Annotated in this window: 15 protein-coding genes; 6 read left to right on the forward strand and 9 right to left on the reverse strand. The window is 74.1% G+C overall.

Going from position 1 to position 17,511, the window contains the following annotated elements; translation table 11 throughout:
- The 4 genes from HBO46_RS03370 to HBO46_RS03385 are packed head-to-tail and all read right to left on the reverse strand — an operon-like array spanning position 1 to position 3,854.
- Positions 1-1,233 (reverse strand): acyl-CoA dehydrogenase family protein, encoded by a 1,233-nt coding sequence (locus HBO46_RS03370; protein WP_166136819.1) that lies wholly within the window; start codon positions 1,231-1,233, stop codon positions 1-3.
- Positions 1,234-1,243: 10 nt separating this feature from the next.
- Positions 1,244-2,296, reverse strand: a complete 1,053-nt coding sequence (locus tag HBO46_RS03375) for a phosphotransferase family protein (protein ID WP_166136816.1) — start codon at positions 2,294-2,296, stop codon at positions 1,244-1,246.
- Positions 2,293-3,102, reverse strand: a complete 810-nt coding sequence (locus tag HBO46_RS03380; RefSeq protein WP_166136813.1) for an SDR family oxidoreductase — start codon at positions 3,100-3,102, stop codon at positions 2,293-2,295. Before HBO46_RS03380 ends, HBO46_RS03375 begins: the two co-directional genes overlap by 4 nt.
- On the reverse strand, positions 3,102-3,854 hold the full coding sequence (locus HBO46_RS03385; protein WP_166136810.1) for an SDR family oxidoreductase: 753 nt from the start codon (positions 3,852-3,854) through the stop codon (positions 3,102-3,104). The genes HBO46_RS03380 and HBO46_RS03385 overlap by 1 nt, the downstream gene beginning before the upstream one ends.
- A gap of 95 nt (positions 3,855-3,949) precedes the next feature.
- On the opposite strand from HBO46_RS03385, the gene HBO46_RS03390 reads away from it, so the two are divergent.
- The 3 genes from HBO46_RS03390 to HBO46_RS03400 are packed head-to-tail and all read left to right on the forward strand — an operon-like array spanning position 3,950 to position 5,766.
- A complete protein-coding gene (locus HBO46_RS03390; RefSeq protein ID WP_207949887.1) occupies positions 3,950-4,576 on the forward strand; it encodes a TetR family transcriptional regulator in 627 nt (208 codons plus the stop codon).
- Positions 4,577-4,621: 45 nt separating this feature from the next.
- On the forward strand, positions 4,622-5,311 hold the full coding sequence (locus HBO46_RS03395) for a GntR family transcriptional regulator (protein WP_166136807.1): 690 nt from the start codon (positions 4,622-4,624) through the stop codon (positions 5,309-5,311).
- A gap of 5 nt (positions 5,312-5,316) precedes the next feature.
- Positions 5,317-5,766 (forward strand): hypothetical protein, encoded by a 450-nt coding sequence (locus tag HBO46_RS03400; RefSeq protein ID WP_166136804.1) that lies wholly within the window; start codon positions 5,317-5,319, stop codon positions 5,764-5,766.
- On the opposite strand, the gene HBO46_RS03405 is transcribed toward HBO46_RS03400, so the two are convergent.
- The 4 genes from HBO46_RS03405 to HBO46_RS03420 form a co-directional block, all read right to left on the reverse strand.
- Complete coding sequence (locus tag HBO46_RS03405; protein ID WP_166136801.1) at positions 5,753-7,600, reverse strand: FG-GAP-like repeat-containing protein; 1,848 nt, start codon at positions 7,598-7,600, stop codon at positions 5,753-5,755. The two genes, HBO46_RS03400 and HBO46_RS03405, sit on opposite strands and share 14 nt — an antisense overlap.
- An 80-nt stretch (positions 7,601-7,680) precedes the next feature.
- The gene (locus HBO46_RS03410; RefSeq protein ID WP_166136798.1) at positions 7,681-8,703 is read right to left on the reverse strand and encodes a phosphatase PAP2 family protein; all 1,023 of its coding nucleotides are present in this window, start codon (positions 8,701-8,703) and stop codon (positions 7,681-7,683) included.
- A 9-nt stretch (positions 8,704-8,712) separates the two neighbouring features.
- Complete coding sequence (locus HBO46_RS03415; RefSeq protein ID WP_166136795.1) at positions 8,713-9,903, reverse strand: acyl-CoA dehydrogenase family protein; 1,191 nt, start codon at positions 9,901-9,903, stop codon at positions 8,713-8,715.
- Between the two features lie 12 nt (positions 9,904-9,915).
- Complete coding sequence (locus tag HBO46_RS03420) at positions 9,916-11,067, reverse strand: acyl-CoA dehydrogenase family protein (protein ID WP_166136792.1); 1,152 nt, start codon at positions 11,065-11,067, stop codon at positions 9,916-9,918.
- A 200-nt stretch (positions 11,068-11,267) separates the two neighbouring features.
- Between HBO46_RS03420 and hrpA the strand changes: the two genes are divergently transcribed.
- The 3 genes from hrpA to HBO46_RS03435 all read left to right on the forward strand — a co-directional run bounded on the left by hrpA (position 11,268) and on the right by HBO46_RS03435 (position 16,531).
- On the forward strand, positions 11,268-15,167 hold the full coding sequence (gene hrpA, locus HBO46_RS03425) for an ATP-dependent RNA helicase HrpA (RefSeq protein WP_166136789.1): 3,900 nt from the start codon (positions 11,268-11,270) through the stop codon (positions 15,165-15,167).
- Between the two features lie 53 nt (positions 15,168-15,220).
- A complete protein-coding gene (locus HBO46_RS03430; RefSeq protein WP_224769358.1) occupies positions 15,221-15,814 on the forward strand; it encodes a hypothetical protein in 594 nt (197 codons plus the stop codon).
- A 201-nt stretch (positions 15,815-16,015) separates the two neighbouring features.
- Complete coding sequence (locus HBO46_RS03435) at positions 16,016-16,531, forward strand: type II toxin-antitoxin system PemK/MazF family toxin (RefSeq protein WP_224769359.1); 516 nt, start codon at positions 16,016-16,018, stop codon at positions 16,529-16,531.
- 43 nt (positions 16,532-16,574) lie between these two features.
- Here HBO46_RS03435 and HBO46_RS03440 read toward each other — a convergent pair whose 3' ends face one another.
- Positions 16,575-17,381: a hypothetical protein gene (locus tag HBO46_RS03440; RefSeq protein ID WP_166136786.1), complete on the reverse strand. Its 807-nt coding sequence runs from the start codon at positions 17,379-17,381 to the stop codon at positions 16,575-16,577.
- Between the last annotated feature and the right edge of the window lie 130 nt (positions 17,382-17,511).

Raw genomic sequence — 17,511 nt, forward strand, 5'->3', positions numbered from 1 at the left:
TCAGGACCCGGTGGTGTGGCGGGCCAGCTCGGCCTTGGCCAGGGAGTTCTTGTGCACCTCGTCGGGTCCGTCGGCGAAGCGCAGCGTGCGGATCCCGGCCAGGCTGGCGGCCAGCGGGAAGTCCTGGGACAGCCCGCCCGCGCCGTGCACCTGGATCGCCCGGTCGAGGATCTCCTGGACGACCTTGGGGGTGGCGATCTTGATCGCCTGGATCTCGGTGTGGGCACCCCGGTTGCCCACGGTGTCCATCAGCCAGGCGGTCTTGAGCACCAGCAGCCGCAGCTGCTCGACCGCCACCCGGGCCTCGGCGATCCACTCCCGGATCACGCCCTGCCGCGACAGCGGCCGGCCGAACGCCACCCGGCTCTCGACGCGCTGGCACATCAGCTCGATGGCCCGCTCGGCCACGCCGATCGCGCGCATGCAGTGGTGGATCCGCCCCGGCCCGAGGCGCGCCTGGGCGATCGCGAACCCGGCGCCCTGCTCGCCGATCAGGTTGCTCGCCGGCACCCGGACGTCCTCGAGGAGCAGCTCGGCGTGACCGCCGTGCTCGTGGTCGTCGTAGCCCAGCACGTGCATGGGTCGTACGACGTGCAGCCCGGGGGTGTCGCGGGGGACGAGCACCATCGACTGCTGGCGGTGCCGGGCGGCCTCGGGGTCGGTGCGCCCCATGACGATGAAGATCTCGCAGTCGGGGTTCATCGCGCCGGTGATCCACCACTTGCGCCCGTTGAGGACGAGGTCGTCGCCGTCTCGCACGATCGAGGTGGCGATGTTGGTCGCGTCGGAGGAGGCGACGTCGGGCTCGGTCATCGCGAACGCGGAGCGGATCTCTCCGGCGAGCAGCGGCTCGAGCCAGCGCTCCTGCTGCTCGGGGGAGCCGAACATGTGCAGCACCTCCATGTTGCCGGTGTCGGGCGCCGCGCAGTTCATCGCCGCGGGGGCGAGGTTGCCGCTGCGCCCGCTGATCTCGGCCAGCGGCGCGTACTGCAGGTTGGTCAGGCCGGCACCGCGCCCACCGGTGTCGCCGGGCAGGAAGAGGTTCCACAGCCCGCGCTCGCGGGCCTCCGCCTGGAGGTCCTTCAGGATCGCCGTGCGGGTCCATGCGAACGGGTCGTCGAGGGCGGCCAGCTGCTGGTCGAACACGTCCTCCGCGGGGTGGACGTGGCTGTCCATGAACCCCAGCAGGGTGCGCTGGAGCTCGCGGGTGCGGTCGTCGAAGTCGAAGTCCATGGGGGTCCTCTCAGGAGCCGGTGGCGGCGGCGAGCCCGGCGGCGAGCAGCGGCTCGACCGCCTCGCCGACGGTGTCGAAGCCCTCCCCGACCGTCTGGCCGAGCAGGTGGCGGTGGTGGATCCCCTCGAGGATCACGGCGAGCTTGAGGTGGGCCAGGCCGAGGTGGAAGTCCATCCGGCCCAGGTCGCGGCCGCTCGCCGCGGCGTACCGCTCGAGCTGGGCCTCGGGGGAGGGGTAGCCCGGCGCGGTGCTGGCGTCGGCGACGGCCGCGCCGCCGGAGATCTCGCCGAGGCTGTCGTAGACCAGCAGCAGCGCCACGTCGGTGAGCGGGTCTCCGAGGGTGGCCATCTCCCAGTCGACGACGGCGCGCACGGGCTGGGGGGCCCCGGCGACCGCGAGCAGGTTGTCGAGGCGGTAGTCGCCGTGCACGATGCCGCTCTGGCCGGCGTCGCCGGTCTCCGGCGGCACGGTCGCGGCGAGGTGCTCCAGCAGGCGGGTGGCGTCGGGCAGCTCGCGGGTGCGCGAGCCCTCCAGCTGCCGGCCCCAGCGGCGCACCTGGCGCTCCAGGAACCCGGCCGGGCGCCCGAGCCCGGTGAGCCCGACCGCGGCCGGGTCGACGGCGTGCAGCCGGGCGAGCACGTCGATGAGCGCGGCGCCGAGCTCGGCGGTGTGCTGCTCGCCGATCGCGGTCAGCTCCGCCGCGGTGCGGTACGGCGTGCCCTCGATGCGCTCCATGACGTAGAACGGGGCGCCGAGCACGTCGGGGTCGGGACAGTGGGCGTAGGTGCGCGGCACCGGCACGTCGGTGTCGGCCAGCCCGCTCATCACCGTGAACTCACGGCCCATGTCGTGGGCGGTGGCCTGCACGTGGCCCAGCGGCGGGCGGCGCACGATCCACCACCGGTCCCCGTCGGTGACCTCGTAGGTGAGGTTGGACTTGCCGCCGGCGATCAGCGCGCCGCGCAGCTCGCCGGTGATCTCGCCGGGGCGCTGCCCGTCGTACCAGCGCCGCCAGGCGGCCAGGTCCAGCCCGGGCAGCTCGGGCTGCTCGGGGCCGCTCATCGGTCGGCCCCCGCGTCGACCTTGGCCTGGAGCCGGCGCATCCCGGCCAGCCAGCGGTCGGTGTCGGCGGCCCGCGCCGCGTAGTAGCCGGCGACCTCGGGGTGGGGGAGCACCAGGAACCGGTCGTCGGACAGCGAGTCGACCCACGCCTGGGCGACCGCCTCCGGGGTGAGGGCGGAGTCGCGGGAGAGCAGCTGGGCGAGGTCGCCGGACTGCTCCAGCATCCGGGTCTGCACGCCCTGCGGGCAGATCGCCTGCACGGTGACGCCGCGGTCGCCGTAGGTCACCGAGAGCCACTCGGCGAACCCGACGGCGGCGTGCTTGGTCACCGAGTACGGCGCGCTGCCGATCATCGTCAGCAGCCCGGCCGCCGAGGCGGTGACCACGAAGCGTCCGCCGCGCCCGTCGGCCAGCCAGTCGGGCACCAGCGCCCGGGCGGCGCGCACGTGGGCCATCACGTTCACCTCGAGCATCCGCTCCCACACCGCGTCGGGCGCCTGGAGCGTGTCCGGGCCGGCCTCGGCGGCGGTGTCGATACCGGCGTTGGCGCAGAAGATGTCGATGCGGCCCAGCGCCGCGCGCGCCTGCTCGACGAGTGCGGCGACCCCGGCGTCGGACGCGCAGTCGCCGGGCACGGCGTGCCCGCCGATCTCGGCCGCGACGGCGGTGGCCGCGGCGGCGTCGAGGTCGTTGACCACGACGCGGGCCCCCTCCGCGGCCAGCCGGCGCGCGAGCGCCCGGCCGATGCCGTTGCCGGCACCGGTGACGACCGCGCCCGCGCCCGCGAGCGGGGAGCCGGCCGGCATCAGACCCCGCCGGTGAGGGTGAGCCCGCCGTCGACGACCAGCACCTGGCCGGTCAGCCAGGCCGCCTCGTCGGAGAGCAGGAACGCGACCACGCTGCCGATGTCGTCGGGCACCCCCAGCCGCCGGAGCGGGTACGCCGCGGCGACCTCCTCCTCGCGGCCCTCGTAGAGCGCGCTGGCGAACCGGGTCTTGACCACGGCCGGGGCGACCGCGTTGACGCGGACCGACGGGCCGAGCTCGACGGCCAGGCTCTCGGTGAGGCTGGCCAGCATCGCCTTGGTCGCGCCGTACATCGCGATCCCGGGGGCGGGCTTGATGCCGGCCACCGAGGAGACGTTGACGACCGCGCCGCCGTGCTCGCCCATCCAGGCGCGGTGGGCGGCCTGCACCCAGCCGAGCGCGGCGATCGCGTTGACCTCCACGATCTTGCGCGCGGCGTCGAGGTCGATGTCCACCAGTGGGCCGAAGACGGGGTTGATGCCGGTGTTGTTGACCAGCAGGTCGACGCTGCCGAACGCCTCGAGGGTGCGGGCCACCGCGTCCTCGCGGTGCGCGGCGTCCCCGGCGTTGCCGGCCACTCCGATCGCGCAGTCGGCGCCGCCGAGGGTCTTGACCGCCTCCTCGAGCGCCTCGGGCTTGCGGGCGGTGACGCAGACCCGGACCCCCTCGGCCACCAGCCGTTCGGCGACCCCGAGGCCGATGCCCCGGCTGGCTCCGGTGACGATCGCGACCTTGCCCTGCAGACCCTGCATGCGTCCTCCGTCTGGTGCTCCGAGCGGGTGGGCCCGGGTGCCCGCCGAGGACGGGTGTGACCCAGGTGACTAAGCGCTCGCTTACTATGGCTGCCATGACCGACGCCGTCAACGGGCCCGCCGCCGGCCCCGGACGCCGGGGCGACGCCCGCGACCGGCTGCTCGCCGCGGCCGTGGCGGCGTTCGCGGCGAAGGGATTCCACGGCACCACGACGCGCGACATCGCGGCGGCGGCCGGGATGAGCCCGGCGGCGCTCTACGTGCACCATCGCTCCAAGGAGGAGCTGCTGCACCGGATCTCCCTCGTCGGCCACGAGCAGACCCTGGCGCTGTGCGAGGCGGCGCTGGCGACCTCGTCCGACCCGGTCGCGCAGCTCGCCCGGCTGGTGGAGGACTACGTGCGCTGGCACGCGGTGCACCACACGACCGCGCGCATCCTCAACTACGAGCTCGGTGCGCTCGCGCCCGAGCACCGCGCCGAGATCGACCGGCTGCGGGCGGCGATCGACGGGCTCGTGCGCGACGTGCTGCGCCGCGGGGTCGCCGCCGGTGTGCTCGTCACCGACGACCCCGCGATGACGGCGACGGCGGTGCTCTCGATGGGCATCGACCTGGCGCGCTGGTACCGGGAGGGCCGCAGCTGGGGGCCCGACGACCTCGCCCGCCACTACCGCGGGCTGGTGCTCGCGATGGTCGGGGTCGCGCCCGAACCGGCCCGGTAGCCGCTCCGGCGGCACTATCCTGCTCCCGGCGGGGCCATCCGGCCCGTGCCCTGGCAGCAGGAGGCAGCGATGGGCTCGGTGACCCGCGAGCACGGCGCCCTGCGCGAGAACGTCGTCGCCGCGTTGCGCGCCGACATCATCGACGGCCGCCTGGAGCCGGGGGAGCCGCTGCGCACCGAGGCGATCATGCAGCGCTTCGGGGTCTCCAACTCGCCGCTGCGCGAGGCCTTCGCCCAGCTGGCCAGCGAGGGCCTGGTGGTCGTGCAGCGCAACCGCGGCGCCTCGGTCGCCCCGCTGAGCCGCGCGGGCGCCGACGACGTGCTGCGCGTGGGGGCGCTGTTCCTCGAGCACGTCCTGCGCTGGGGCATGCCCGGCTACACCCCGGGCGACGTGGCCGCGCTGCGACGCGTCTGCCTGGACTTCGAGCTGGCCTACCGCAGCGGGGACGTCGCGACGGCGTACGCCGAGGCGGACCGCTTCGGTGCCGCGCTGCTGGATCGCTGCGGCAGCGCGGAGCTCGCGCACGCGTTCCGCGCCGTGCTGCCCCAGCTGCAGCGCCTGGTGCGGCTGCTGGACCCCTTCGACTACCTCGCGCTGCAGGGCTCGCTGCACGCAGCGGTCGTCGCGGCCGCCGCGGACCGCGACGTCGAGAGCGCGGTCGTCGCGACCCGCTCGGTGTGGCGCCAGGTGACCCGCGCCGTCGAGGACCTCGGCGACGACCGCTTCGGCGCCTGAGGTCGATGACCACCCTCGCGCCGCACCCCGCCGCGCTCGCCCTGCGGCGGCGCCAGCGGGCCGGGGTGCTGGGACGCCGGGTGGGCTGGCTGCTGCTGCCGCTGGTGATCGCCTCCACGGCGGCGCACTACGCCGGGGGCGCGACGCTCCAGGCCTGGACGCCGTACCTGGTCGGAGCGGTGGCGGTGCTCAACACGCTGCACATCGCCTTGTCGGTCTACGTCTTCGGGCTGGTCGCGCCGCGCCGCAGCCTGAAGGTCCTGCACATCTACCTCGGCTACCTGCTCGGCGCCCTGATCTGGGCCTCCCAGACCAACCTCGACCGCGAGCCGCTGCACACCTGGCTGACCGTGGCGATGTTCGCGGCGATCGGGGTGCACCTGCTGCTCGCGGCGCGCTACGCGGCCCGGCGTCGGGCCGCGCAGCACGCCGTGGCGGCCCTCAGCGGACGATGACCCGGCTGCGTGCGCGTGCCGAGGTGTCGCGGAGCGTGGCGCTCACGACGGTGCCGGCGTAGTCGAAGCGCAGCCGGCCCGCCTTGGTCGGGCGCCAGGTCAGCTTCGCCGTGTGGGCGGTGGCGCCGGCAGGGGTGAGCCGCAGCGTGCGCAGCTCACGGGCCGCGCCGCGACGCGGCTCGAAGGTGACCTTCACCCGGCGCACGTCACCGCCCCGGGCGCCGGTGAGGCGCACCTTCCAGGTCGCCTTCCTGCCGGCGGCGACGCGCGTGGCAGGCGCGGTGACCTGCAGGGCGGAGGAGACGACCGTCTTGATCACCGGGGTCGTCGGCGGGGTCACCGGCGGGGTGGAGGTCGCCGGGCGGCGCTTCCAGATCGCCACGGTGTTGCGGTCGAAGGAGCTGAAGACCATCTCGTTGACGCCGTCGCCGTCGAGGTCGGCCACCGCGCCGCCGCCGGACTGCCCGAACTCCTCGCCGGGGCTGGTCAGCGTGTGCAGCTTCGTGGTGCCGTCGGCGAGCTGCTCGATCCAGAACAGCCGGCGGTCGCCGTCGCCGGAGACCGCGAGGTCGATGTCGCCGTCGCCGTCCACGTCGCCGTACCCGAAGACGCCGGGGGCGCCCTGCCCGTAGGTGGGACGGGAGGTGATCTCGTCGCCGGGGAAGATCGGCACGGTGCCGTCGGTGTAGTCGGCGGGGCAGGTCGGCGTCGGCGTGGTCGGCGTGGACAGCGTGGTGACAGACCAGGGCTGGCGCGGGTCGGCCTGCGGGACGAACTCCATCACCTGCTCGGCCGGGAGGTACCACTGCAGGCAGCGGTTCATGTGGTTGGTGCCGATCCAGGACACGGTGCCGGGGCCGCGGAACCCCGGGACCGCGCGGATCTGGAAGCCCATGCCGACGCCCACGGCGTTACCCGCGGTCTGCGCGAGGGTCGCGATCGTGTGCGCGGTGAAGTCTGCGGCGGTGAGGCCGGGGCTGTCGTCGCCGACGTGCTCGAGCCACAGGAACGTCGCCCGTCCGGCGTCCTCGGGGCCGCCGCCCACGTCGAAGTACTGCGCGGTGACGATGTCGAGGTCGCCGTCCCCGTCGACGTCGCGCACGACCGGCAGGCTGCCGCCGACCTCGGCCAGGGCGACCGGGGCGTCGAACGTCAGGTCCTCGTTGCCCTTGAAGAAGTGGGTCTCGACCTGGTCGTCGGTCTGGACGCCCGGGTCCCCGCCCTGCTCAGCGACGCTGACCAGGTCCAGGATGCCGTCGTCGTCGAGGTCGACGTGCTGCACGCCGTGGTAGGACCAGGCCTGGCCGGTGACGACGTCGTGGCGCACGAACGGCAGGGAAGTGCCGTCGGCGGCGAGGCCGGCGTTCTCCCACCAGGTGACGGCGCCGCGGTCGTTGCCGGAGAAGGAGTCGAAGAAGTTGCCCGAGGGGACGATCAGGTCGGTGTCGCCGTCGCCGTCCACGTCGGCGAGGGTCGGCTGGTTCGGGAAGATGATGTTCGCGCTGGCGTCGAAGACGCTCACCTTGCGCCAGTCGGCGAGGTTGGCGAGGGGTCGGTAGACCTGCAGGCTGCCGCCGGTGCCGGGCACGCCGCGCGGTCCGAGGGCCCCGAAGCCGCTGGTCACGATGTTCTGCTCGCCGGCGAAGACCTCGCCCACGACGGTGAAGCTCGCTCCCTGCACCGCGGTGTCCACGTTGACCCGGTCGAAGGAGGCCGGCGTCGCCTCAGGTGCCGCGGGGGCCGCGGTCCCGGGGGCGGAGGTCAGGAGCGCGAGAGGGAGGGCGAGCGCGAGGGCGCCACCGGCGCGTCGGCGCCGTCGTCGGAGCAGGGACACGAGGACCGTCCTTGGGGGTCGCGGAGCTGGAGCGCCCACCATGGCGGAATTTCGCACAATGTGAGGAGGATTATGCGAAATCAGTCACGGGTTGCGATCGTGCCCGCCATGTCTCCCGTGACTCCTGTGTCGTCTCCCGCGGTCGACCGGTCCCGGCGCCGCTCCCAGGCGCGGGCGGCCAGCATCACCGCGCCGGCCAGCGCGGCGCCCGCGACCACGTCGATGACGTAGTGCTCGGCGAAGTAGACCAGCGCCAGCGACATCGCCAGCGGGTAGGCCACGAACAGCCAGCGCCAGGGCGTGCGCAGCCGCCAGACGGCGTACATCGCGACGAGGAAGGCGATCCCGGCGTGCAGCGAGGGCATCGCGGCGACCGGGTTGCCGACGCCTTGGAGGACCAGGTCGAACCGGCCCAGCCCGAGGTCGGCCCAGCCGCGGCTGGTGATGCGGGTGACCTCGCCCATGTAGCCGTCGCGCGAGGCCATCCACGGCGGTGCCATCGGGTAGAGGATGTAGACGATGAGCGCGCCGAAGTTGATCATCAGGTAGCGCCGCATCCACATCAGCCACTCGGTGCGGTTGCGCATCCACAGCACCGCGGCCATGGTCAGCCCGACCAGGAAGTGGGAGGCGTAGACGGTGGTGAGCGCGACGTCGTACCAGCGCGGCGCGAGGCCACGGGTGCACGGGTCGCCGCACCAGGCGTCCTGGAGTCGCTCGGTGGGCGTGACCCCGCCGCCGAGCCACTCATCGACCCGGATCGGCATGGTGATGTGCACCGGCAGGCCGAGCTCGTCGGTGAGCCCGCGGCTGTAGAAGTACACGATCAGCCCGAGCACCGGTAGCGACCAGTCACGCAGGAAGCGCAGGTGCGAGCGCGCCGGGGCCTCGATGTTCCAGGCGACCGTGCCCAGCCACAGCCAGAGGAAGACCTGGACCGTGTCGTTCGGGATGCCCAGCAGCTCGATCCAGACGATCAGCAGCCCCGCGTACACCGCCATCGCGCCGACCCGCGCCCACCGGCCGGTGTGGCCCCGCGGATCAGGGGGCAGCGGCGACAGGAGCGCCGGATCGGTGCTGACGGTTCCGACCCGGTCGACCATCGGGCCAGTCTAGGCGTGCTCCTCCTTCGACCCTCGACCGGTCAGCGGATCCAGGGCGCCGTAGTCGCCGACGCCGGCCGCGAGCGTGGTGAGGTGGTGGTGGCCGTCGCCGAGGAGGTGGTCGAGCGCGGTGAGCCGGGCGGTGAGGTTGCCGACGAGGTACTCGGCGGTCATCGCGATGCCGCCGTGCAGCTGGATGGCCTCCTGTCCGATGTGGCGACCCGAGCGGCTGACCTGGAGCCCGGCGCGCGAGGCCGCCTCCGCGGCCCGCTCGCGGTCCCCGGAGGCCAGCACCATCGCCGCCCACAGGGTGGCCGAGCGGGCCATCTCCAAGGAGACGTACATGTCGGCCGCGCGGAAGGTCAGCGACTGGAAGGTGGCCAGCGGCACGCCGAACTGCTTGCGGGTGCGCAGGTAGTCGGTGGTGGCCGAGAGCGCCACCTCCATCGCGCCGAGCGCCTCGTGGCAGGCGGCGACGCGGGCCTGGGCGGCCGCGGCGACGATGGTGGCCGACTGGTCGACGCCGGGCGCACCGAGGCGGATCGCCGGGGCGCCGTCGAACGCGACGCGCGCGGCCCGGCCCCCGTCGTACGTCGAGTAGCCGGTGCGGCTGACCCCGGGGCCGTCGCCGGGCACCAGGAACAGCCCGGTGCCGCCGGCGGGCAGGGCGGCGCTGACCACGAGCAGGTCGGCGCGCAGGCCGTGGGCGACCGGCTCCTTGACCCCGCCGAGCAGCCAGGTGCCGTCCGGGTCCGAGGCGGTCACGGTGGTGGCGGTCGGGCTCCAGCGCGCGGCCGGTCCCGGGCTGCCCCAGGGCTCGTGGTGGGCGAAGGCGAGCACCGCCTCGCCGGCGCTCAGCCGGCCCAGGACGTCGGCCTGCTGCTCGGGGGTGCCGGCCGCGGCGACGAGTCCGCCGGCGAGCACCACGGAGGTGAGGAAGGGCTCCGGGGCGAGCACCCGGCCCAGCTCGGCGGCCACGATCCCGACCTCGACCGGTCCGGCGCCGACGCCGCCGACCTCCTCGGGGAAGGGCAGCCCGAGCAGGCCCATCTCGGCCAGCTGGGTCCAGACCTTCTCGCTGAACCCGGGGTCCTCGGCGACCACGCGGCGCCGCTGCTCGAAGTCGCCGTAGGCGCGGGTCGCGAGCCCGCGCACCGCGTCGCGCAGCGCGACCTGCTCGTCGTCATAGGTGAAGTCCATTGCCGTGCTCCCTCAGAGTCCCAGGATCGTGCGGGCGATGATCTGGCGCTGGATCTCGTTGGACCCGCCGTAGATCGAGGCCTTGCGGAGGTTCAGGTACGCCGGCGCCGCGAGGTGGGTCCATTCGGGCAGGTCGCTCCCGGCACCCGCCCCCGACGAGTACGCCGCGGGTCCGGCCAGGTCGAGCACCAGCTCGCTCACCGCCTGCTGGAGCTCGGTGCCCTTGAGCTTGAGCACCGAGCTGGCGGGGTGCGGCTCGCCGCCGGCGGAGTGGGCGGCCACGCGCAGCGCGGTCAGCTCGAGGGCGAGCAGCTCGTTCTCCAGCTCGGCCACCCGGGCGCGAAGCAGCGGGTCGTTGAGCTGGTTGCCCGCCAGCCGCTTGGCGCGGGCCAGGTTGCGCTTGACGGTGCCGACCGGCGCCACCCCCACCCGCTCGTTGCCGAGCAGGAACTTGGCCATCGTCCAGCCCTGGTTGACCTCGCCGACGAGGTTCTCGCCGGGGACGCGGACGTCGGTGAACCACACCTCGTTGACCTCGTGGCCGCCGTCGATCAGCTGGATCGGGCGGACCTCGAGGCCCGGGGTGGTCATGTCGATGAGCAGCATCGAGATGCCGGCCTGCTTCTTGGCCTCGGGGTCGGTGCGCACGAGGGTGAAGATCCAGTCGCCGTACTGCCCGAGCGTGGTCCAGGTCTTCTGGCCGTTGACGATCCAGTCGTCGCCGTCGCGCACGGCGCTGGTGCGCAGGCCGGCCAGGTCGGACCCGGCGTCGGGCTCGGAGAAGCCCTGGCTCCACCAGATGTCGAGGTTGGCGGTCGCGGGGAGGAAGCGCTCCTTCATCTCCTGGCTCGCGAACTGCGCGAGCACCGGCCCGATCATGCTGACGTTGAACGGCAGCGGTGCGGGCACGCCGGCCGCCTGCATCTCCTCCAGCCACAGGTGGCGGCGCAGGTCGCTCCAGTCGCGACCGCCCCACTCCACCGGCCAGTGCGGGACGGCGAGCCCCGCGGCGTTGAGGGTGCGCTGGGTCTCGACGTAGCCGTCGCGCCCGAGCTCTCGACCGGCGATCACGGTCTCGCGGATCTCCGCGGGGACCTGGGTCGTGAAGAACGTGCGCATCTCCTCGCGGAACGCCTCGTCCTCCGTTGACAGCTCGAGCTGCATGCGAGCCCCTTCCTCCTGGTGTGGCGGTGTGACCCACATCATGGCTGGTGCGGTCCAACGGCGATACCGATTCGGCCCACGCCGCCCGCTCCCGGGCCGCGATTTGTGCGCTCCGCCCCGTCCGCGCCGTACGCCGCGCCGTCCCGTCGGCGTCCACCGCGGCACCGCCATGGGGTGGGGGTTGGCACAATGGCCGGGCCATGACCGACGAGCTCTCGATCACCTACCCGCCGGAGCTCCCGGTCACCCAGCGCCGCGAGGACATCGCGGCCGCGATCCGCGACCACCAGGTCGTGATCGTGGCCGGCGAGACCGGCTCGGGCAAGACCACCCAGCTGCCGAAGATCTGCCTGGAGCTCGGCCGCGGCCGCCGCGGCAAGAAGGGCGGCGGGCTGATCGGGCACACCCAGCCGCGGCGGATCGCCGCGCGCTCGGTGGCCGAGCGGATCGCCGAGGAGCTCGGCACCGAGCTCGGCGGTCCCGACGGGGTGGTCGGCTACCAGGTCCGCTTCACCGACCGCACCTCGCGCAGCACGCGGGTGAAGCTGATGACCGACGGCATCCTGCTCGCCGAGCTCCAGCGCGACCGGATGCTGCGCAAGTACGACACGATCATCATCGACGAGGCCCACGAGCGCAGCCTCAACATCGACTTCCTGCTCGGCTACCTCAAGCAGCTGCTGCCGCGCCGCCCCGACCTCAAGCTGGTCATCACCTCCGCGACCATCGACCCCGAGCGGTTCGCCGCGCACTTCGCCGACGTACGCACCGGTGAGCCGGCGCCGATCATCGAGGTCTCCGGGCGCACCTACCCCGTGGAGGTGCGCTACCGGCCGCTGATGGAGCTGCCGGAGGAGGACGAGGAGGGCGAGCCGGTCGTCCGCGACCAGACCGAGGCGATCGCCGACGCGGTGCGCGAGCTGGTGGCCGAGGGGCCCGGCGACATCCTGGTCTTCCTGCCCGGCGAGCGGGAGATCCGCGACACCGCCGAGGTGCTCGAGGGGCTCAACCTGCGCAACCCGCTGGAGATCGTGCCGCTCTACTCCCGTCTCTCGGCCGCGGAGCAGCACCGGGTCTTCGCCCGGCACAGCGGGCGCCGGGTGGTGCTGGCGACCAACGTCGCGGAGACGTCGCTGACCGTGCCCGGCATCCGCTACGTCGTCGACACCGGCGTGGCCCGGATCAGCCGCTACTCGGTGCGCAGCAAGGTCCAGCGGCTCCCGATCGAGGCGATCAGCCAGGCCTCGGCCAACCAGCGCTCCGGGCGCTGCGGCCGCGTCGAGGCCGGCATCGCGATCCGGCTCTACTCCGAGGAGGACTTCGAAGGCCGCCCGGAGTTCACCGACCCCGAGATCCTGCGCACCAACCTGGCCAGCGTCATCCTCCAGATGGCCAGCCTCGGCCTCGGCGAGGTCGCCCGCTTCCCGTTCGTGGAGCCGCCGGACCGGCGCAACATCACCGCCGGGGTCCAGCTGCTCGAGGAGCTCGGCGCGCTGCGGACCGGTGCGGCCTCGGCGCCCGCCGCCGCGCGCGCCGGCACGAAGCTGACCGAGCTGGGACGGCGCCTGGCGCGGCTGCCGATCGACCCCCGGCTGGGCCGCATGGTGCTCGAGGCCGAGAAGGTCGGCTGCCTGCGCGAGGTGGTCGTGATCGCCGCCGCGCTGTCCCTGCAGGACCCCCGCGAGCGCCCCGGCCCCGACCACCCCGCCGAGCAGGCGCGCGCCGATCAGCTGCACGCCCGGTTCAAGGCCGAGGGCAGCGACTTCCTGACCTGGCTGAACCTGTGGCGCTTCCTCAAGGACCAGCAGCGCGACCTCTCCGGCAGCGCGTTCCGCCGGATGTGCAAGAAGGAGTTCCTCAACTACCTGCGGGTCCGCGAGTGGCAGGACTTCGAGTCCCAGCTGCGCCAGGTCTGCAAGGAGATGGGCGTCCACATCGGCCAGCCCGCGGACACCCCCGACGCCGACGGGATCCACCAGGCGCTGCTGTCCGGCCTGCTGTCCCACATCGGGCTGCTCGAGGAGCGCGACAAGGGCTCCTCGGGCCAGGGCGGCCAGGCCCGCGACGGACGCCGCCGTGGTCCGCGGGAGTACCTCGGCGCCCGGGGCGCGCGGTTCGCGATCTTCCCCGGCAGCGTGGTGGCCCGCAAGAACCCGCAGTTCGTGATGGCCGGCGAGCTCGTCGAGACCGGGCGGCTGTGGGGGCGCCAGGTCGCGGGCATCCAGCCCGAGTGGGCCGAGCGCCTCGCCGGTGACCTGGTCAAGCGGACCTGGTCGGAGCCGCACTGGAGCAAGAAGCTGGCCGCGGTGATGGCCTACGAGCGCGCGACGCTGTACGGCGTACCGCTGGTGGCCGACCGGCTGGTCAACTACGGCAGGGTCGACCCGGCGCTCGCGCGCGAGCTGTTCATCCGCCACGCGCTGGTGCACGGGGAGTGGCACAGCCGGCACCGGTTCCTCACCGAGAACCAGCGGTTGCTCGAGCAGGCCGAGGAGCTCGAGCATCGCGCCCGGCGCCGCGACCTCGTGGTCGACGAGCACACCCTCTTCGACTTCTACGACGCCCGGGTGGGCGCCGAGGTGGTCAGCGGCGCCCACTTCGACCAGTGGTGGAAGCAGGCGCGGCGCGCCCAGCCGGACCTGCTGACCTTCGACCCGGCGATGCTCACCCACGACACGGTGGAGGAGGTGCGCGCCGAGGACTACCCCGAGGAGTGGCGCACCGACATCGGGGCGGGCCTCACTTTCCCGATCAGCTACCACTTCGAGCCCGGCACCGACGACGACGGCCTCACCATCGAGGTGCCGGTCGCGATGCTCAACCGGGTCTCGGCCGCGGACTTCTCCTGGAACGTCCCCGGGCTGCGCGAGGAGCTGGTCATCGCGCTGATCCGCAGCCTGCCGAAGAACCTGCGGGTCAACCTGGTCCCCGCCCCGAACCGGGCACGGGAGTTCCTCGCCGACGTGCCGGCGGGGGAGGAGCCGCTGCTGGACGCCCTCGAGCGCTGGTGCCGCGCGCGCACCGGGCTGGTCGTCCCGCGCGAGGCCTGGGACTGGGACAAGGTCCCCGAGCACCTGCGCCCGACGTACCGCGTGGTGGACGACCAGGGCCAGGAGCGCGGGCGGGGCAAGGACCTCGAGGCGCTCAAGGCGCCGCTGCGCGGCTCCTTCCAGCAGGCGATCGCCGAGGTCGCCAGCGAGAGCGGCCTGAGCCGCACCGGGGAGACCACCTGGGCCTTCGGCACCATCGAGCGCTCCTTCGAGCAGAAGCGCGCCGGGCACGAGGTGCAGGCCTACCCCGCGCTGGTCGACGAGGGTCGCACCGTCGGGCTCCAGGTCTACGGCTCCGCCGAGGAGCAGGAGGCCCGGCACCGCCTCGGCGTACGCCGTCTGCTGCTGCTCGACCTCGACAAGCTCGACGGGCGCGGGGGACCGGTCAAGCGGGTGCTGGACGGGCTTGGCAACGCCGAGAAGCTCGGGCTGGCCGGGTCGCCGTACGCCTCGGTCACGGACCTGCTGGAGGACTGCCGGGCAGCGATCCTCGGCGCCGCGGTCGACGCCCGGCCGCCGGTGTGGAGCGAGCAGGAGTACGCCGCCCTGCGCACCGAGGCCGGACGCGACCTGGAGGCGCACCTGCGCGGGATGCTCACTGACGTGCTGCGGGTCCTGGACGCCTGGCGCCAGGCCGAGAAGGCGCTGAGCGGCCGCGCGGAGATGGCGCAGCTGCCGGCGCTCTCGGACATGAAGGCGCAGCTCGCCCGGCTGGTGCACCGCGGGTTCATCGGGGAGGCCGGGCCGGCCCAGCTGCGTCGCTACCCGGTCTACCTCGCCGCGCTCAGCCAGCGCCGCGCCCGCCTCGACGAGGGAGTCGCTGCGATCAACAAGGACCGCCAGCTGATGGACCGCATCGGCGAGCTCCAGGCCTCGTGGCTGCACCAGGTGGCGGCGCTGCCCGAGGGCCGCCCGCCGGGGGAGTCGCTGCGCCAGGTGCGCTGGATGCTGGAGGAGTACCGGGTCTCGCTGTGGGCCCAGCAGCTCGGCACGCCGTACCCGGTCAGCGACCAGCGGATCCGCAAGGCGCTGGGGCGCGCGGGCTCCTGAGCCGCGCACGACCGGCTCCCGTGGGCGGATCGGGTGCGTCGTAGGCTCGTCGGGTGAGCTCGCGCCCCCACCACCGACCGATGCTGCCCGGCGACGACGTGATCGCCGAGGCCATCGGAGGCGCGGACCCCGCGGTGGTCCGCGAGGCGGCCGACCAGGCCGCCCGGCTGCTGGTGCGCGGGGCGCGTGAGAGCGGGGACGCGGAGATCGCCGAGCGGCTCCTGCACCTGGCCGACACGGAGGGCATCGAGACGATCGCCGAGGTCTGGGCCGGCTCCGCCGCGGACACGGTCGCCGGCTGCCTGTGGCGGCTGTACCTGTTGCGCTCGTGGGTGCATGCAGAGCCGGTCGCGGTGGCCACGGAGTTCGAGGCCGGCCGCGCCGACGCCCAGGTCGCGCGGGTGGTCGCCGGCGTCGCCGACCCGCCCGGCCCCGAGCAGCTGAAGGCGATGATCGACGCGGTGCTGCGCGGCATCGCCACCGGCGACTTCGCCGACGTGCTGTTCCGTGCCGCCGCCTTCGCCCACGTGATCGCCACCGGCCGGGCCGCGCGCGGCGTGACCGGCGAGCCGGTGCAGCGGATGCGCGCGCTGGCCGAGCAGCTCGAGGCCGCGGGGCACGTCGAGCTGGCGCACCGCCTGTCCTGAGCGCGGGTCGGAGGTCGCGGAGTGTCGCGAACGACTCATCGCCTTGGCAGCGACCCGGCGACCGTTAGAATGGACAACGAACACGTCGGACCGCGGCAGCCCCGGGTCCCAAAATTAGCCGCTACGAGCGGCCACGCGCCGTGAGGCGCTCCCGGTCCGGCGTGTTCATCTCTTTCGGCCTCGCCTCACTAGTCTCGGGCCATGGCTCTTCCCCGCATGCCGCGCCGCCTGCTCCAGCGGGCCGGACGCGGCCTCGTCCGGACCCTCACCCCGCCGTCGCGGGGGACCGCCGGCCCCCGGCAGCGCGCGCCGCGCGCCCCACGAGCACAGCGCGGACGGGACCGGATCGGCTACGACCCGCGCCCCGACGGCCGCCCGGACCCCGGTGAGATCGTGTGGGGCTGGGTCCCCTACGAGGAGGACGCCAGCCGCGGCAAGGACCGGCCGGTGCTCGTGATCGGGCGCCGCGGGGACCAGCTGCTCGGCCTGATGCTCACCAGCAAGGACCACGACCGCGACGCCGCCGAGGAGGCCCGCCGCGGGCGGCACTGGATGGACGTCGGCACCGGCGCCTGGGACGGCCGGGGGCGGCCCAGCGAGGTGCGCCTGGACCGACTCCTGGTGCTGGAGGAGTCGGCGGTACGCCGCGAGGGCGCGGCCCTGGACCGGAGCAGGTTCGACGCGGTGCTGGCCGCCGCCCGGCCGCACCTGTCCTGAGTGGTACTGGCCTGAGCGGCACCTGAGCGGTACCTGACCGGGGTCAGCCGACGCGGGCGGCGAGGCGGCGTACGGCGCCACGGGCCGGGTTGGCCCGGGGGCCCGCGAAGCCGCCGGCCCGGGCCTCGACGTGCACGACCGTGATCGTCGCGCCGCGGCGCAGGAAGGCCAGGCCCTCCAGGCGACGGGCCGCACGCGCACGCGGTCCGTACGTCGCCCGGTAGGCGCGCGCGGTGCCGGCCGGGACCTCGATGGTCCGCAGGGCGGCGACGCGCTGGTGCGGCTCGGAGATCTGCTCGGCGCAGTCGCGCCACCACGACTCCAGCACCTTCAGCGCCCGGGTCGCCGAGCGGGTGTCGGCGAACTCGGCCACGACCTGCACGGCGCCGGCGGGCCGCCGGGCCTCGCCGTGACTGTTGGCGAAGGTGCGGCGCAGGGTGCTCACGGCGCCGATGTCGGTGAGGCTGGCGCGCTGGCACACCCCGACCGGGTCGGTGTCCTGCGGCGTGGTCGCCGTCGTCACCCAGCCGTTGCCGTCGGCGAGCACCGGCAGCTCGGCCGGGTCGAGCAGCAGCGCGCGGCCACCGCCCGCGGCCCGGCGGCTCAGCGGGGTCTGGGGGCTCAGGGTGCCGGGGGTGGTCCCGGGGGTGGTCTCAGCGCTGGTCTCCGGGCTGGTCTCCGGGCTCGGCTCGGCAGTTGTCTCGGGGCTGGTCTCGGGCGAGGGGTCCGGCGTGGCGGCTGGGGAGGTCCGCGGGGTCGAAGGGAGCGCCGCCTCCGGGGAGGTGTCCTCGGCGCCGCAGCCGGCGAGCAGGAGGAGGGCGAGGGAGGAGGCAGCGAGGACGCGGAGCACGTCGAGAATCGTAGGGAGCCACGGGCCGAAGACGGCGCTCCGACATGCGCGCGAGGGGCGCGGGTCGAGTCGGTAGGCTGTCAGGGCTCCGGGCGGTCCGCCCGGTGGGGTCGAGCAGAACGGTGGAGAC

This window comes from Nocardioides ochotonae (genome assembly GCF_011420305.2).
GTDB classification, from domain to species: domain Bacteria; phylum Actinomycetota; class Actinomycetes; order Propionibacteriales; family Nocardioidaceae; genus Nocardioides; species Nocardioides ochotonae.

Excerpts from the sequence above, each read along its gene's own strand:
- HBO46_RS03370 (WP_166136819.1), bottom strand. The coding sequence starts at position 1,233 with ATGGACTTCGACTTCGACGACCGCACCCGCGAGCTCCAGCGCACCCTG.
- HBO46_RS03375 (WP_166136816.1), bottom strand. The coding sequence starts at position 2,296 with ATGAGCGGCCCCGAGCAGCCCGAGCTGCCCGGGCTGGACCTGGCCGCC.
- HBO46_RS03380 (WP_166136813.1), bottom strand. The coding sequence starts at position 3,102 with ATGCCGGCCGGCTCCCCGCTCGCGGGCGCGGGCGCGGTCGTCACCGGT.
- HBO46_RS03385 (WP_166136810.1), bottom strand. The coding sequence starts at position 3,854 with ATGCAGGGTCTGCAGGGCAAGGTCGCGATCGTCACCGGAGCCAGCCGG.
- HBO46_RS03390 (WP_207949887.1), top strand. The coding sequence starts at position 3,950 with ATGACCGACGCCGTCAACGGGCCCGCCGCCGGCCCCGGACGCCGGGGC.
- HBO46_RS03400 (WP_166136804.1), top strand. The coding sequence starts at position 5,317 with ATGACCACCCTCGCGCCGCACCCCGCCGCGCTCGCCCTGCGGCGGCGC.
- HBO46_RS03410 (WP_166136798.1), bottom strand. The coding sequence starts at position 8,703 with ATGGTCGACCGGGTCGGAACCGTCAGCACCGATCCGGCGCTCCTGTCG.
- HBO46_RS03415 (WP_166136795.1), bottom strand. The coding sequence starts at position 9,903 with ATGGACTTCACCTATGACGACGAGCAGGTCGCGCTGCGCGACGCGGTG.
- HBO46_RS03420 (WP_166136792.1), bottom strand. The coding sequence starts at position 11,067 with ATGCAGCTCGAGCTGTCAACGGAGGACGAGGCGTTCCGCGAGGAGATG.
- hrpA (WP_166136789.1), top strand. The coding sequence starts at position 11,268 with ATGACCGACGAGCTCTCGATCACCTACCCGCCGGAGCTCCCGGTCACC.
- HBO46_RS03435 (WP_224769359.1), top strand. The coding sequence starts at position 16,016 with ATGGCTCTTCCCCGCATGCCGCGCCGCCTGCTCCAGCGGGCCGGACGC.